The organism is Labilithrix sp., assembly GCA_019637155.1.
Taxonomy (GTDB): domain Bacteria; phylum Myxococcota_A; class Polyangia; order Polyangiales; family Polyangiaceae; genus Labilithrix.
The window spans coordinates 41,162-56,438 of sequence record JAHBWE010000004.1; the positions used below are offsets into that span (position 1 = coordinate 41,162).

Annotated in this window: 13 protein-coding genes; 7 read left to right on the forward strand and 6 right to left on the reverse strand. The window is 70.2% G+C overall.

The window, feature by feature from the left end; translation table 11 throughout:
• Nucleotides 1–28: 28 nt before the first annotated feature.
• From KF837_08755 to KF837_08765, 3 genes are read right to left on the reverse strand one after another with little or no spacing between them, the layout of a single operon-like run.
• Nucleotides 29–487, reverse strand: a complete 459-nt coding sequence (locus KF837_08755) for a 4'-phosphopantetheinyl transferase superfamily protein (protein MBX3227390.1) — start codon at nucleotides 485–487, stop codon at nucleotides 29–31.
• Nucleotides 420–725 carry a hypothetical protein gene (locus KF837_08760; protein MBX3227391.1) on the reverse strand — a complete coding sequence of 102 codons (306 nt, stop codon included), beginning with the start codon at nucleotides 723–725 and terminating at the stop codon, nucleotides 420–422. Before KF837_08760 ends, KF837_08755 begins: the two co-directional genes overlap by 68 nt.
• A 7-nt stretch (nucleotides 726–732) precedes the next feature.
• The gene (locus tag KF837_08765; GenBank protein ID MBX3227392.1) at nucleotides 733–1,872 is read right to left on the reverse strand and encodes a hypothetical protein; all 1,140 of its coding nucleotides are present in this window, start codon (nucleotides 1,870–1,872) and stop codon (nucleotides 733–735) included.
• Between the two features lie 100 nt (nucleotides 1,873–1,972).
• On the opposite strand from KF837_08765, the gene KF837_08770 reads away from it, so the two are divergent.
• A complete protein-coding gene (locus KF837_08770) occupies nucleotides 1,973–3,415 on the forward strand; it encodes an HTTM domain-containing protein (GenBank protein MBX3227393.1) in 1,443 nt (480 codons plus the stop codon).
• A gap of 142 nt (nucleotides 3,416–3,557) precedes the next feature.
• Nucleotides 3,558–4,466, forward strand: a complete 909-nt coding sequence (locus KF837_08775; protein ID MBX3227394.1) for a hypothetical protein — start codon at nucleotides 3,558–3,560, stop codon at nucleotides 4,464–4,466.
• 16 nt (nucleotides 4,467–4,482) lie between these two features.
• Here KF837_08775 and KF837_08780 read toward each other — a convergent pair whose 3' ends face one another.
• A complete protein-coding gene (locus KF837_08780) occupies nucleotides 4,483–6,528 on the reverse strand; it encodes an AAA family ATPase (protein ID MBX3227395.1) in 2,046 nt (681 codons plus the stop codon).
• A gap of 771 nt (nucleotides 6,529–7,299) precedes the next feature.
• On the opposite strand from KF837_08780, the gene KF837_08785 reads away from it, so the two are divergent.
• The 5 genes from KF837_08785 (at nucleotide 7,300) to KF837_08805 (ending at nucleotide 13,720) form a co-directional block, all read left to right on the forward strand.
• A complete protein-coding gene (locus KF837_08785) occupies nucleotides 7,300–8,040 on the forward strand; it encodes a hypothetical protein (GenBank protein ID MBX3227396.1) in 741 nt (246 codons plus the stop codon).
• Nucleotides 8,037–10,742, forward strand: coding sequence for a sensor histidine kinase KdpD (locus KF837_08790; protein ID MBX3227397.1), 2,706 nt, complete (start codon nucleotides 8,037–8,039; stop codon nucleotides 10,740–10,742). Before KF837_08785 ends, KF837_08790 begins: the two co-directional genes overlap by 4 nt.
• Nucleotides 10,739–11,437: a response regulator gene (locus KF837_08795; GenBank protein MBX3227398.1), complete on the forward strand. Its 699-nt coding sequence runs from the start codon at nucleotides 10,739–10,741 to the stop codon at nucleotides 11,435–11,437. Before KF837_08790 ends, KF837_08795 begins: the two co-directional genes overlap by 4 nt.
• A 127-nt stretch (nucleotides 11,438–11,564) precedes the next feature.
• The gene (locus KF837_08800) at nucleotides 11,565–11,822 is read left to right on the forward strand and encodes a hypothetical protein (GenBank protein MBX3227399.1); all 258 of its coding nucleotides are present in this window, start codon (nucleotides 11,565–11,567) and stop codon (nucleotides 11,820–11,822) included.
• Complete coding sequence (locus KF837_08805; GenBank protein MBX3227400.1) at nucleotides 11,810–13,720, forward strand: KUP/HAK/KT family potassium transporter; 1,911 nt, start codon at nucleotides 11,810–11,812, stop codon at nucleotides 13,718–13,720. Before KF837_08800 ends, KF837_08805 begins: the two co-directional genes overlap by 13 nt.
• 6 nt (nucleotides 13,721–13,726) lie before the next feature.
• Here the strand turns inward: KF837_08805 and KF837_08810 are convergent, their stop codons facing one another.
• Together KF837_08810 and KF837_08815 are read right to left on the reverse strand one after the other, a co-directional pair.
• Nucleotides 13,727–14,311 carry a Na+/H+ antiporter NhaA gene (locus tag KF837_08810; protein ID MBX3227401.1) on the reverse strand — a complete coding sequence of 195 codons (585 nt, stop codon included), beginning with the start codon at nucleotides 14,309–14,311 and terminating at the stop codon, nucleotides 13,727–13,729.
• A gap of 26 nt (nucleotides 14,312–14,337) precedes the next feature.
• On the reverse strand, nucleotides 14,338–15,225 hold the full coding sequence (locus tag KF837_08815; protein ID MBX3227402.1) for a LysR family transcriptional regulator: 888 nt from the start codon (nucleotides 15,223–15,225) through the stop codon (nucleotides 14,338–14,340).
• Between the last annotated feature and the right edge of the window lie 52 nt (nucleotides 15,226–15,277).

Consider the following 15,277-nt stretch of genomic DNA (forward strand, 5'->3'; position numbering starts at 1 on the left):
CTCGACCGAGCTGCCGGCGCCGGGGTGATCACGACGTCCAGATCGCGCCCCGGCGGGCGGCGCACCGCGAGGCCAACCGGTGTCGCTCTGTCGGCCACGCTTGCGCGAACTGCCAGGTGTCGGGGTCGTCGTCGATCGACGGATCGAAGCTGATCGCCGGCGGGCGCGGCGCTCGCAACGTAAACGCGAACGCATCGAGGGGGAGCGCGAGGCCGAGGCCGCGAGCCTTGATATACGCCTCTTTCAGCGTCCAGTAGTCGAAGAACACGCGCGCGCGTTCGGCCTCGTCCCGGCGCCGGAGATCCGCCACCTCTCGCGCGGCGAAGAACCGGTGCGCGACACCGTGCGTGCGCTGCGGCTCCACCCGCTCCACGTCGACGCCGACGTCCAGTGTGCGGGTGAACGCGCACGCGATGACGTCATCGCTGTGCGAGACGTTGAAGCCGATCCGCACCGGCACGAACGACGCCAGCTCCGGGCGGGCCATGGGCGTTCGTCACGAGCCGCCACGCGCGCGGATCGCCGCCGAGGAAACGCGAGAGCTGGAGGCGGACGAGCGCGCGACCGATGACGAACCGCTCCTTGTCGGCGTCGAGGTGGAGACGGACCTCTCGCGCCAGCTCGTCCTCGCTCAGCAGTCGCCGGTAGCGCGAGAGCTGGGAGCGCACCTCCGGATCGTCTCGCCGAGCGGTGAGCACGTGCACGACGCGCTCGAGGTGGGACATCGCCCGCTCAGCCTTTGAGCTTGTACGTCGTGGTCAGCGACGCGATCGCTTCCTTCGCGCGCTTCTGGATCTCCTTGTTCGGATGGTTCTCGTACTTGCGCATCAGCTTCAACGTCTTCTCGTCGCGTCGCTGGTAGTAGATGTTGAAGAGGGCAGCGCTGCGCGTGGCGTCGTCGGCCCCGGCGTCATTGACCACCTTCTCGAGGAACGTGTAGACGCCCTCGCACTGCGCGTCGTCCGCCGCCCGCTTCGTCACGCCGGCGACGAGCTGGGCGCACGGCTCGCGCAGGACCATCGCGAAGGGGTTCTTGTATTCCTTCTTCGCGAGGCGCGTCTCCGCCTCCGCGAGGAGGGCGTCGATGTGCTTGCCCTTGCAGAAGACCATCGCCTCGGCGGCCTTCGCCGCGACGCCGAGGTCGGCGCTCTTCAGATAGCCCTCGGCCCACGGGCACGCGGCCGACCTCTCCTCGTCGGTCGCGTTCGACATCCTCGGGACGGCGTCGAGCGCGGCGGAGGCGTGCGCCGGTGTCTTCTCGGCGACCTCCTTGAGCTTGGGGAGCCCCTTCGTGCGGCCGAACACGAGGAGGTGCCGGTAGACGTTGTCGCGCGCCTCCTTCGTGGGATGAGCGTCGGCGACGGCGTAGAGCGGATCGAACATCGCCGCGATGGTGGCGAGCTGCGCGATGGGGCCCGCCATGCGCGTCGCGCGGTTTCCGGACTCGTCCTTCAATGCCGCGAGCGCGGACGTGACCGCCTCCTTCGTCGCGTTCTTGCGTTTCCCTTCGTCGCCGAGGTTGTCGAACTGCTCGGCCAGGAGCGCCACCGCGACCGCCGAGGTCTTCGCGTCGTCCTTTTTCCGGACGAGCGCGATCATCGTCGACGCGAACGCCGCCGGCTTGCTCTCGCGTACGTGCTTCGACAGCGCGTCGACGACGCCGTCCTTGCACGAGAAGGCCTGGCCCTGCTCGACGTTCACGGTGCACTTGTCGACGTGCGCCTTCACGTGACCGGCGAGCGTGGCGTCGACCGCGGACTCGGCGGTGCTCGCCGACTCGGCGGCGGGCGGAGCGCCGTTGTCGCCGGCGCCGGCCTTCGAGCAAGCCGCGAGCGCGACGAAGAGAACGAGGAGCGAGCGCGTCGTCTTCATGGCGTCTGACGTTCATCGATCTCGAGGCGCTCCGCCTGCTCCGTCCGCGCTCATTCGTTGCTCGATCCGCTCGCTCGGCCGGCGCTCCGCTCGTGGGCTGGTGTATCTCGACGTCGAAGAATGGGTGGACGTGAACCGCCAGGTGATACGCGCGGTCGCTACCCTCGATCTGCGCTCGCTGGCGGCGATGCGCATCGGGATCGGCGCCCTCATGCTCGCGGACGTGCTCGAGCGGTCGAGCCGCCTCACGCTCGACTACACCGACGAGGGGCTCCTCCCGCGGTCGTGGCTCATCGAGGCCGGCCGCGACGCGCCGCTCCTGTTCGTGCACGGCGTCGACGGCGGCGCGCCGTTCGCGGCGGCGTGCATGATCGCGTCCGCGGTCGTGGCGGCGCTCCTCCTCGCCGGCTGGCGCACGCGGATGATGTCGCTCCTCGCGTGGATCCTCTGGAGCTCGCTCCAGGCGCGCAACCCGATGATCGCGCACCACGGCGACACGATCCTTCGGTTCATCTTGTTCTGGGGCGCGCTCTTGCCGTGGGGCGCGCGCTGGTCGCTCGACGCGCGACGACGCCCGCCGGCGCCCGACGCGTTCGTCGGCCCCGCCGCGGTGGGCTACCTGCTCCAGCTCGTCTTCGTCTACGCCTTCAGCGTCGCGTACAAGACAGGGCCGGCGTGGCGCGAGGACTTCGACGCGGTGGCGCTGGCTCTGCGCGTGCACGGCTACGCGACGCCGCTCGGCGAAGCGCTCCTCGGCTATCCGCGCGCGATCGTGGCGCTCACGATCTCCGTCCTCGCGCTGGAGGCGCTCGGCGCGTTCCTGGTCCTGTCGCCGTGGCGGACGGAGGCGGCGCGGCTCGTCGCGGCGGCGGCGTTCATCACGTTCCACGTCGGCCTCGGGCTCACGATGCGGCTCGGGCTCTTCGTGCCGCTCGCGATCGTCGCGTGGATCGGCGTCTTGCCCGCGCGCGTCTGGCGGCGAGGCCCGCCGACCATCGGCGAGAGCGTCGGCGGTCGCGCGGCGACGTGGATCACGGCGGCGGCGACGGCCTTCGCGCTCCTCGTCAACGTCGACGCCCTCGCGTCGTTCCGCGCGCGCACCGACGTCGCGTCGCCCTTGCCGGCGCTGCCGGTGGTGGCGAAGATCGCCGCGCGCATGGGGCTCTCGCAGGAGTGGTCGATGTTCGCGCCCGAGCCGGCGTCGCTCAGCGGACGACTGCGCGCGACGATGACCCGCGCCGACGGGGAGACCGTGGACGTCCTGCGCGGCGAGGTCGTGGAGCCGAACGGTCCGTTACCGGACGGGCCGCGCGCGCCGCTTCGCGTTCGCCAGCAGGAGCTGCGCTGGGCGTACTGGATGTATCCCGAGGCCGTAGAGCGCTATGCGCGATACGCCTGCGCGAACGGCGTGTTCGGCGAGCCGCCCCCACCGCCGGGTCTGCTCACCGTCCGCGCCGGCCTCGCGTCGACGCGCGAGGTCGACCGGACGACGCCGCCGGAGTGGATCGAGCTCGTGTCGGTGCCGTGCGATCCCGCTCGTTGAGCAGATCGAGCAAGCGAGAGCACGAGTGGAGCGCACGGTGCCACACACTCCTTCGTCAACCCGGACTACCTCGCCGATCGGCGTCATGAACATGGGAGGAGCAATGGGGACGAAGCGAAGCATCGGGGGACGAGCTTTGGTGTTGGGGCTCGGTATTTCGACGGCGTGGGTGCTCATCCCGTCCGCGCCGGCCGAAGCGCAGAGCGTCGCCGGCGGAGGACAGGCCTGCGGCGGGGCCCTTGGCAGCCAGGGCAACTGCCAGTCGGGGTACGTCTGCAGTATGGGGCCCTCGGGGACGGCGAGGTATTGCGCCATCAACGGCGGATGCGGCTGGCCGGGCAGCAACGGGAAGGGCATCGGGGAGCGCGTCACGATCAACGGGCAGATGCGCTATTGCGCCGGGCCCGCGCAGGGCTTCCAGTCTCTCCGCGCAGCGGGGGAGAGCTGCTCGGTCGACCACGCCTGCACCTCCAACAACTGCGCCTACAGCGTCGGCATGAAGCGCTGCGCGCCCGCCGGCAAGACCTGCGTGACGCCGCCGCTGCCGCAGGTCGCGGCGATGGGCATGGCCCAGGGCGATACGCGGCTCCACAACGGCAAGTACTACCGGTGTCAGGGTGGGGCGTACGGCTTGATAGAGGTGAGGGCGGCGGGTCAGTACTGCAACGCCCTCATCGAATGCGCGCAACAGATGTGCGAACCGCCGAGGACCACGCTCGGGGCGACGCTCGTCGCATCGAACCCGACGAGCTATTGCCAGCAGGCCGGCCTGTGCATCTCGCCCAACAACGGCGGTGAGGCCGTGAGCGACGGGCTCAAGCGCGCGATCGGCGGCGTCGAGTATCGCTGCGTCGGCAGCCAGCGCCGGTGGTTGAAGCAGAAGGCGGCCGGGGAGACCTGCACCTCGAACGCCGAGTGTTCGTCGTTCAACTGCAACCTCACGAACACCTCGCAGACGGTGCGCAGGTGCCAGTCGACGGGGCCCGGCAACCCGTCGATCGGCGTCGCGTCGGTGCCCGCCGCGCCCCCGGAGCCCGGCACGACGGGCTGATCGATCGCGAGGAGCGTCAGCCGAGCTCCCCCGTCCGCTCCCTCGCCGCCGTTTCGATCGCGTCGATCTCGCGCGCCGCGTGCTCGACGGCGGCGACGAGGTGCCGACGGTACGTGCTGTACCCCATGCCGAGCGCCTTCGCGATCGCGAGCTGCTTGTCGCTCGCTCCACGCAAGAAGGTCGCGGTCAGGATCGCGGCGTCGTGCGGCGTCACGTGTCCTGCCGCCGTCGCGCCGCGACACACGTCGGAGAGCAGGTTCGCGAGCGCGCGCGCCGGCGGCTCTCCGTCGACGCATCGCTCTCGAACGGCAGCGCACGTCGCGAGCGCGCTGGTTTGGAGGGCCTCGCCGTGGATCCGCGGCAGCGCTCGCTTCACCTCGTCGCGCAACGCCGCGCCGAGGGCGACCCTCACCTCTGCCGGGCGAGACGCGCCGCGCACACGCGCGATCAACGTGCGGAGCTTCTTCTCGAGCGTGTGGCGCCGCCAGTCGATACCGACGATCGCCCAGGAGCGCCCGCTCAGATCGATCCGGCCGTAGACGTCGAGCCAGAGATCGGGTCGCGCGACGATCGCGTCGAAGTCGGCGTGGACGGCCATCGAAGCGACCACCGGTCGCCGGGGCCAGCAGAGCTCGACGAAGTTGAGGTCGTGGATCGCGTGGAGGGCGGGCGACGGCGCTTGGTGGGAGACGGTCGACCCGAAGAAACGTGACACGACGGCGCGCGCGCTCGGGTCGAGCGCCCCGCCGCTCCGGTGGAGTCGCTCGAGCCAGCACGCGATGGTCGGATCGTCGACCGGCTGCGCAACCGCCGGGACGAGGTCGAGGAAGACCGCGTAGCCGACGAGGCGCTCCTCGTCGTCACGGACGACGTGGCCGAACGTCACGCCGGCGGCGCGCCAGGCTGACGCGAGCCGTCCGTGGACTTCGCCCTCGACGCGCGCGACCGCCGCGAGGACCTCGGGCCAGTCCGCGTCCGTCGCGACGCGATGATGAAGGCGCGGGCTCGAGGCGACGCCGGCGAGGATGTGAAGGCGCTCCGCGCTGAGGAGGCGCTGGAACGGGACGAGGAGAGAGAGCACCTCCGCGTACGTCGCGTGCGTGAGGCGTGCGACGAGCGCGTCCTCGAGTCGATGCCGGAGGACCCTCTCGTGATGCGGATCGAGGAACAGGTCCTCCCGCGACGCTGCTTCGATCACGAGCGGATGGAAGCGAAGGCCGACCGGCGTCGCCGTCGTGAACGGCTGCGCCTCGAGCCATCGCACCACGCGGCGCGCCGCGGCCGCGTCGATGTCGAGGGTGTCGGCGAGGAGCGATTCGGTCACCGGTACCGCCATGAGGCCCGCCCGCATGGCGTCGAGGTGAGCCCCGGTCGGGCAGCGATCGAGCAGCGCCGTGAGCGCCGCGCGCAGCGGCGCGGCGCCGGGCGACGGTTCGCCGGTGGAGCTCGACGTCCCATGCGTCTCTTCGTGCGCGACGAGCCAGAGCGTCAGCGGGTGCCCGCCGGCGAGCGCGACGACGCCCGCGATCCGTCGCTCACTCACGCCGAGGGAGCAGGCGAGCACGCGGGCGTCCTCGTCGCCGAGGGGGCCGATGGCGATCTCCTCCGCGATCGCGCTCCACGCGGGGTCCGTCCTCCATCGGGCGGGAATCGGCGCGCGGCTCGCGACGATGACCGCGACGCGCGCGTCCAGCGAAGGCAGCAGCCGCTCGCGGAACCAGTTCCAGACGGGCTCGAGGTTCTCGAACCCGTCCACGACGAGGACGCCGGACGGCGCCACCCCGCGCGCCGTCAGGGCGAGCGCGTCGACGCCGAGCGAAGCGTCCTCGCCGTCGATCTGGACGACGCGTCGGCCTCGGGCCTCGAGGTCCCGAACGACGCGCGCGAGCAGCGTCGACTTGCCGATGCCCCCCGGACCGACGAGCCAGAAGACGCGCCGCTCGGAGGCCTCTCCGGCGTTCGACAGGAGGCGGAGCTCACGCTCACGTCCGACGAACGTTCGCGCGCGGACCTCGTTCATCGTGTCTCCGAGCCCGCGGACCAGCTCCCCCATACCGTGCATCGGCGTCGCAGCGTACTCGTGAGCGCCGCTCGCTCGCCAGCCGCTCGATTCGCTCGCGTGCGTATCGAGCAGATCGAGCGTCGAATGAGCGAGTGGAGAGCGAGTCGCTCATCTGTCAGCGCCGGGGCGTGATCACCATCGGTGGGAGCTCGTCATGCTGCGGAGCCGGTCTGCCAGATCATGATCTGGTCGATGGGGACGAGCTTTGCTCCGCTGCTCCCGGCCACCTGACACTGCGAACCCCAGCGTCGGAGTCGGGCCCGCGACGGCCCGAGGCGCCGCTAGGACGCACGCGAGCGCGAGGAGCGGGAGCGAGAATCGATGGATCGGATTCGAGCGTTGCTGTGACATGCCCTCTTAGACGGCAAAATGGGTGAAGCCGACTGCTCAAGCGACGCCCCCTGCGTGCTCATGTCATCACGACGCTGGGGAGAGCGAGATCAACGAAGAAGAGCGCCGGCGCTCATCGAGGGGTGAGCAACGCATGAGCATTCGCCGCGACCCGCACGTTCAGGAGCTTACGCGGCCGAGCTCGGAGCCCCTGACCGAGGAGCGGGCGGCGGCGGCTCCCAGATGAGCCGACGTTCACGGCGCGGTTCGGCATCGTGGGTGCATCGCCCCCACCTTCGCGACGCAAACGCGCCGGGCGGAGGAGACGAGTCTTCATGGCCTCATTGGACGTCGACGCTCCTGGCGCGGATGCTCAATCGTTGCTCTCGCGGTGCGCACTCGCCGCACGCCCCACACGACCTCGTGGTGTAGAGTCGTCACATGACGGTCGGCGGCTCATGCGACGAGCTCCAGACGTACGAGCGTGGGTTCGAGCGCACGTGCGCGGAGCTGGAGCCGTCGAGCGTGCTCTTCGTGGACGGCTTCGAGTGCCTCGAGCCGCTCTGGGCTTGGTTCCGTTGGCATCTCCTCCCTTCGCTCCCGACCTCGGTCCAGGTCGTCGTCGCGTCGAGAAAGCCGCTGCCGGCCAGGTGGCGCGCCGATCCTGCGTGGCAACGGACCGCGATCGAATTGACGCTCGCGCCCTTCTCCCAGGCCGAGGCGCTCGAGCTCTCGCTCGACCTCGGCGTTCCAGCTGCGAACGCCGAGCTCCTCGCGCGAGCCTCGGGCGGACATCCGCTCCTCCTCTGCATCCTCTGCCTCGTGGGTCGGAGCGGCCCGCTCGACGAGTGCCTCGCGCGCGGCGGGGTCGACGCGATCGTCGATGTGCTCGTCGATCGCATTGGCGACGCCACGCTCGTCTCCGCGCTGTACGTGGCCGCCCTCGCGCGCACGGTGGACGAAACGATGCTCGCCCGGGTCCTCGGCCTCGGGCTCACGCCGGCGCCAGCGGTCTTCGCTCGTGACGAGCTCGTGAGCCTCGTCAAGCGCGCCCTCAGGGATTATCACGCGGCCGATCGTCTGGAGAAGAACGCGCTCATCCACAGCGCGCTCGTCCGCCGCCATGGCGTCGAGGCGACCGACGAGGTCTCCGTTCGAGAGCAAGCGCGCTCGACGGCGTGAGAAATGCAGGAGCGCGGGTGAGCCGACTCCGTAAGGTGCACGCCGAAGAGCTGGGGAAGAAGCGCGGGCGACTCACACTCTTCTTCGGCGCTGCGCCCGGCGTGGGGAAGACCTTCGCGATGCTGCAGGAAGCAGGGTTCCTGCATGACGTGGAGCGTCGTGACGTCGTCGCCGGCGTCGTCGAGACGCATGGCCGATTCGAGACGACGACGCTGCTCGCCGGCTTCGAGATGCTTCCACGAGGGACGCTCGAGGAGCTCGACCTCGACGGCGCTCTCGCGCGAAAGCCGAGCCTCCTCCTCGTCGACGAGCTCGCTCACACGAACGCTCCCGGCTCGAGGCACGCGAAGCGATGGCAGGACGTCACCGAGCTCCTCGACGCCGGCATCGACGTCTACACGACGCTCGACGTGCAGCACGTCGAGAGCCTCAACGACGTCGTGGCGCAGATCACCGGCGTCGTCGTGCGCGAGACGGTGCCGGACGCCGTGCTCGACGAGGCGGACGAGATCAAGCTCATCGACCTGCCGCCCGACGAGCTGCTCGAGCGCCTCCACGAGGGGAAGATCTACTTGCCGGCGCAAGCCGAGAAGGCCCGAGAGGGCTTCTTCCAGAAGGGGAACCTCCTCGCCCTCCGCGAGCTCGCGCTGCGCAAGACGGCCGAGCGTGTCGACGCCGAGATGCAGGCGTGGCGCCGAACGCACGGGATCGAGAAGACGTGGGCCGCGACCGATCGGCTGCTCGTCTGCATCGGGGCGAGCCCCTACTCGGCGAACCTCCTGCGCGTCGGCCGGCGCATGGCGGTGAGCCTGCGCGCGCGGTGGTACGCGGTGAACGTCGAGACGCCGGCCACGCTCCGGCTCGGCCCGTCGGATCGCGCCCGCGTCTCCAAGAACCTCCGCCTCGCCGAGCAGCTCGGCGCGGAGGTGGTGACCCTGACCGGCGAGCGTCGAGCCGAAGAGATCCTCCGCTTCGCGCGCGAACGCAACGTGACGAAGATCGTGGTCGGCAAGCCGCGCGTGCTCCGGTTTCGAGACCGCTTCGGCACGTCCTTCGTCGACGAGCTGCTCCTCGGCAGCGGCGACATCGACGTCTACGCGACGGTCGGTGAGCCGGAGGAGGTCGAGGGCGAGATCGAGGGGAAGCCGTCGAGCTCGAGATCGAGCGATCGGACCGGATACGTCGCTGCGATCGCCGTCGTCGCCGCCGTCACGGCCCTCGCGCTGCTGATCTTCGGCCATGAGCATCCCGCCGACGTCGTGATGACGTACCTCCTCGGAGTCGTGCTCGTCGCGACGCGCTTCGGCTTCCGGCCGTCGGTCCTCGGCAGCGTCCTCTCCGTCGTCGCCTTCGACTTCGTCTTCAGCCCTCCGTTCTTCGCGTTCGCGGTCGCCGACTTCCATCACACTGTCACGTTCGCGGTCATGCTCGTCGTCGCCGTCGTCATCGCGAAGCTCACCCAGCGCGTGCGCGACCAGGTCGCGATGGCTCGCCGGAGCGAGCGGCGCACGGCGCTGCTCTTCGCGATGAGCCGCGAGCTGTCGCGGACGGAGGGGCTCTCCGCGCTGATCCGCGCGGCGGCGCGTCACGTCGAGCAGGTCTTCGAAGCCGGCGTCGCCGTCTCGAGGGTCGACCAAGGCGGTGAGATCCACGTGGACTACGTGACCGACGGCGCTGCGGCGGCGCTCCACGAAGACGACGGAGTCGTTCGATGGGTTCACGGTCATCGAAGGCAGGCGGGGCTCGGGACCGGGACGCTCTCGGGGAGCCGAGGCTTCTACGTCCCGCTCGGCGCTTCGAGGCCCGGCGCCGGCGCGCTCGGCGTCCTCGGGATCTATCCCGACGATCGGCGGCGCTTCGAGGACCCCGAGCAGCAGCGGCTCGCCGATGCGTTCGCCACGCTCATCGCGACGTCGATCGAGCGGGCACGACTCGCCGAGGAGACCGAGCACGCGCGGGTCCAGATCGAGACCGAGCAGCTCCGGAGCACGCTCCTCGGCTCGGTCTCGCACGATCTCAGGACGCCGCTCGCCGTCATGCGCGGAGCCGCGAGCACGCTCGTCGACGACGACCAGAAGCTCTCGCCCGGCGCGCGCAAGGAGCTCGCCTCGGCGCTCTTGGAGGAGACCGAACGGCTCGAGCGGCAGGTCCGAAACCTCCTCGACATGACCCGCCTCGAGTCCGGCGCGGTCCGGCTCAAGAAGGAGTGGCAGTCCGTGCAGGAGGTGATCGGCGCCGCGTGGAGCCGGGTGGAGCCGCTGCTCGTCGGGCGAACGGTAAAGGTGAGCGTGCCCGCCGAGCTCGCCGCGGCCTTCGACGGCGTGCTCGTCGAGCAGACGCTCGTGAACCTCCTCGAGAACGCGTCCAAGTACACGCCGGAGGGCAGCCCGATCGACGTTGCGGCCGCGAAGGGCGACGGCGAGATCCTCGTCGAGATCTCCGATCGCGGAGCGGGCGTCCCGCCGGACGAGAGGCCGCGCATCTTCGACAAGTTCCATCGGGGCGCGTCCGAACGGACGAAGGGCGGCGTCGGGCTCGGGCTCACGATCTGCCGCGCGATCGTCGCCGCGCACGGCGGTCGGATCTGGGTCGCGGAGCGGGCCGGCGGAGGCGCTTCGTTCACGTTTACGCTCCCGATCGAGGGAGAGCCGCCCGTCTCCGAGTTGCCCGAAATCGCAGATGGCGCGAGCGTCGTGTCATGACGACACAGGGTCCGCTCGTGCTCCTCATCGAGGACGAACCGCAGATGCTGCGGTTCTTGCGCGCGTCGCTCGGCGCCCACGGCTACCGCCTCGTCGAGGCGACGACCGCCGGCGACGCGCTCGCGCAGGCGACGGCGCGAGCTCCCGACGTGCTGCTCCTCGACTTGGGGCTCCCGGACCTCGACGGCATCGAGGTGACGCGCCGTCTGCGCGAGTGGACGAGGAAGCCGATCATCGTGCTGTCCGCGCGCGGTCGCGACGAGGACAAGATCGACGCCCTCGACGCGGGCGCCGACGACTACCTGACGAAGCCGTTCAGCGTCGGGGAGCTCCTCGCGCGCATCCGCGTCGCCCTCCGTCACACCGCCGAGGCCACGTCCGGGCGAGAGGAGGCGGTCTTCGTCCTCGATGACCTCCGCGTCGATCTCGGCGCGCGGCAGGTCTTCGTCGGCTCGTCCGAGGTTCACCTCACGCCGACGGAGTACCGGCTCCTCACGACGCTCATCGAGCACGCAGGCAAGGTCGTGACCCATCGGCAGCTCCTCAAGGAGGTGTGGGGCCCTTCCTACGTGGAGCACACGCAATACCTCCGCGTCTTCATGGGCCAGCTCCGTCAGAAGCTCGAGCCCGAGCCGGCGAAGCCGCGGTACCTCGTCAACGAGCCGGGCGTCGGCTACCGGCTGAAGGTTCGATAGACGACGGCGCGCACGCTTCAGCGCTTCATGTCTCTCGAGGAAAGTCGTCCTTACGGAATCCTTATGCAGGGGCGGTCATCCCTTACATCCTCCTTAGAGCGGGCTGGACACGATCGTCGCCGTCATCGTGTGCACGTCGCCCTACCGTTGCTCGTCTCCACCCGAAGCGTTCACGCCGGAGCTCGTGTTCGTCGCGACGCTCGGAGTGCTCTGGCTCCTGAGCATCGCTCACGTGTGGAGCGTCGTCGTCGTATCGATCGCGATCGCCACCGAGACGGTCGGGTCGGTCGCCTCGCTCTCGGCGCTCGTCGCCGTCGTCGCGCTCCCGTTCCTCGCGCATAAGGTGCTCTCCGTCGGAGAGCGAAGGACGAGATGTCCTCCGTAGCAGGCGCTCCACACTCTCCGAAGATCGAGAGCAAGGCCGACCTCGCGAAGCTCTCCCTTGCCGCGCTCGGCGTGGTCTACGGGGACATCGGTACGTCGCCGCTCTACGCCATCCGCGAATGCTTCAAGGCGCCGCACGGCGTCGACGTCACGCGGGCGAACGTCCTCGGAGTCGAGTCGCTCTTCATCTGGGCGCTGACGCTCGTGATCGTCGTCAAGTACCTGACCTTCGTCATGAGGGCGGACAACCGGGGAGAGGGCGGGATCCTCGCGCTGCTCGCGCTCCTCAAGGAGAAGGCCGAGCCGGGCGGGCGGCGCGCGATGGCGGTGTACGTGGCGCTCGGGCTCTTCGGGACGGCGCTGCTCTACGGCGACGGCGTGATCACGCCCGCGATCTCCGTACTCGGGGCGACCGAGGGGTTGGCTTCGACGACGAGCTTCTTCACGCCGCCGATCATCGTGACTCTCGCGATCGTGATCATCGTCGCGCTCTTCACGTTCCAGCGGTTCGGTACGGCGAAGGTGGGGGCGGTGTTCGGGCCGGCCATCCTGCTGTGGTTCGTCGCCATCGGAGGCCTCGGTGTCCGGTGGATCTCGGAGCGGCCGGACGTGCTCCTCGCCCTCGATCCGCGTCACGCCGTCAGCTTCTTCCTCGAGCACGGAGTCCACGGGTTTCTCATCCTCGGGTTCGTGGTCCTCTGCGTGACCGGGGGCGAGGCGCTCTCGGCCGACATGGGGCACTTCGGCAAGACGCCCATTCGCGTCGCGTGGTTCGCGGTCGCGTTCCCTGCGCTCGTCGCGAACTACCTCGGCCAAGGCGCGCTGCTCCTGGCGAAGGGCCCGGTCGACAACTCGTTCTTCGAGCTGACCTCCGGCCCCGCGCGCTACGGGCTCGTCGCGATCGCCACCGTCGCCGCGATCATCGCGTCGCAGGCGATGATCTCCGGGGCGTTCTCGGTCTCGCGGCAGGCCGTACAGCTCGGCTACTGGCCGCGCGTCACGATCAAGCACACGTCGGGGACGGCCGAGGGGCAGATCTACGTCCCGGAGGTGAACTCCGCGATGATGGTGGCGTGCGTCGCCCTCGTGCTCGCCTTCCAGGATTCGTCGCGCTTCGCGTCGGCGTACGGCATCGCCGTGACGGGGACGATGACGGCGACGAGCATCCTCTTTTACGGTGTCGCGCGTCGCCGATGGGGCTGGCACCCGCTCGTCGCCGGCGCGCTCGTCTGCGTGTTCCTCTCCATCGATCTGTCGTTCTTCGGGGCGAACGTCCACAAGATCGCGGACGGCGGATGGTTCCCGCTCGTCGTCGGCATCGTGATCTTCACGCTCATGACGACCTGGCATCGCGGGCGAGAGCTGCTCGGACAGGCGTTTCGGAAGGACGCGCTCCCGCTCGACGTCTTCATGGCCGATCTCGCGACGACGAAGCCACATCGCGTGGTCGGCACCGCGGTCTTCATGACGTCGAATCCCACCGGCGTCCCACCGGTCTTGCTCCACTTCTTCAAGCACGCCAAGGTGCTCCACGAGCAGGTCGTGATCCTCTCGATCGGGACGCTCCACGTGCCCGAGATCGCGAGGAGCGAGGTCGTCGAGGAGATCAGGGACCTCGGGGGCGGCTTCACGCAAGTCCGCGCCCGGTATGGCTTCATGCAGACGCCCAACGTCCTCGAGTTGATGGATGTCTGCGCGGAGAAGGGCTTCGAGACCCGCACTACCGACACGAGCTACTTCCTCGGTCGCGAGACGCTCATCATGACGGAGAAGAAGGGCATGGTGACGTGGCGCAAGCTGCTCTTCGCGGTCATGAGCCGCAACGCCCGGCCCGCCAACGCCTTCTTCCAGATCCCACCCAACCGCGTCGTCGAGCTCGGCGCGCAGATCGAGCTCTGAGCGCCGTCATCGGACGTGCGTGTTCACGGGAGAATGGCTGGGGCTCATGAACAGCGGCATCGGAGTCCCTGCCACCGAGAACGCTACCAGCCGACCGTTCAGCGCCCCGCCGGCGATGGCTCCCGCAGAGAATGCGATGCTCATCCCGAGCGCAGCGAGGACGCACGAGGGCGCTCGCCGCATCTCGAACCTCACCGACCCCAGGTGGAAGAGCGCGACGATGCAACCCACGTCATCGATGACGGCGAGGGCGTGGAGGAGCACGCGCAGCGCGTGTGGTACCCGTCTCGCGAGCGGTGCGAGGGCAGGCAGCTCGATGAGGTGGTGATGCGTGCCCGTCCACCACGAGGCCGCCACCATCACCGCGACCGACGCGACGAGGAGCCGCGCCGCGGACGGTGCGGAGAGATTACGCTCGACATCGTGGCGAGAGCCCAACGAAGACCTCCCATGCAACGCGCGTTGCACAAGAAGACTGGCGGCCCGACCAACCTTGCTGACCTGCCGTGGACGATCGATCCACGACACCCACGCATTCCGATAGACGATGCTCCTCGGACGTTCAAGCGCGATCCGGCTCGGCTGGAGCATCCGGCGGCCGCCGGCGGTCGCGGCGTTCAGCGGTCGCGGGAGGCGATCGCGCCCTCGATCGCGCGCACCAGCTCCACGGCGGCGGCGCGGGGGCGCGGGCGCATGAAGGCGAGGTAGTCGACGCGGGGGAGCTCCTCGAGCGGGCGCGCGACGAGCGTGCGCGGGAGGACGCAGGTCGCGTTGACGACGCCGGCGCCGACGCCGACCTCGACGAGGCGGAGCACGACGTCCCAACCGCGCGCGACCGCGGCGACGTGCACGCTCACGCGGCGCGCGGCGAACGCGGCGTCGAGGGCGGCGCGCTGCGGTCCGCCCTCCGGCGGCGCGACGAGGCTCGCGCCTTCCAGGTCGGCGAGGCGGACGCGCCGCTTCCGCGCGAGCGGATCCGCGCGGCGCATGACGAGCACCTGCGCCGCGTGCGCGAGGCGCACCCACTCGAGGCCGTCCGGCGGTGCGTCGAGGACGCCGACGCCGACGTGCGCGACGCCGCGGCGCACGAGGTCGAGCGCCTGGCGCGCGTCGGCGGTGACGACCTCGACGCGGGGGCGCGCCGCGGAGCGGGCGAACGCGCGGATCCCGTTCGCGACGAGGTGCACGAGCGCGCCCGGCCCGGCCGCGAGGACGACGGGGCGATCGTCGTTGTCGCCGCGCAGCCGCGCGACGAGCTCGTCGGAGCGCGCCTCGAGCTCGCGCGCGAACGCCGCAATCTCCGCGCCCTCGGCGGTGAGCGCGAGCCCGCGGCCGGAGCGCTGGTAGAGCGGCACCGGCCGGTCGCAGCGCGCGGCGAGCTCGTCGGCGAGCGCCTTGAGCTGCGCGTGCACGGCGGGCTGCGAGAGGCCGAGGCGTCGCGCGGTGCGCGAGAGGTTCGGGTCGTCGGCGAAGGCCGCGAACGTGCGGAGGCGGTCGGCGAGCACCGGTTCGAGCTATCAGAAAAACGGATAGGTTGAAACGAATGACGAATTCCCG

Excerpts from the sequence above, each read along its gene's own strand:
- KF837_08755 (MBX3227390.1), bottom strand. The coding sequence starts at position 487 with ATGGCCCGCCCGGAGCTGGCGTCGTTCGTGCCGGTGCGGATCGGCTTC.
- KF837_08760 (MBX3227391.1), bottom strand. The coding sequence starts at position 725 with ATGTCCCACCTCGAGCGCGTCGTGCACGTGCTCACCGCTCGGCGAGAC.
- KF837_08765 (MBX3227392.1), bottom strand. The coding sequence starts at position 1,872 with ATGAAGACGACGCGCTCGCTCCTCGTTCTCTTCGTCGCGCTCGCGGCT.
- KF837_08780 (MBX3227395.1), bottom strand. The coding sequence starts at position 6,528 with ATGCACGGTATGGGGGAGCTGGTCCGCGGGCTCGGAGACACGATGAAC.
- KF837_08785 (MBX3227396.1), top strand. The coding sequence starts at position 7,300 with ATGACGGTCGGCGGCTCATGCGACGAGCTCCAGACGTACGAGCGTGGG.
- KF837_08795 (MBX3227398.1), top strand. The coding sequence starts at position 10,739 with ATGACGACACAGGGTCCGCTCGTGCTCCTCATCGAGGACGAACCGCAG.
- KF837_08805 (MBX3227400.1), top strand. The coding sequence starts at position 11,810 with ATGTCCTCCGTAGCAGGCGCTCCACACTCTCCGAAGATCGAGAGCAAG.
- KF837_08810 (MBX3227401.1), bottom strand. The coding sequence starts at position 14,311 with ATGCTCCAGCCGAGCCGGATCGCGCTTGAACGTCCGAGGAGCATCGTC.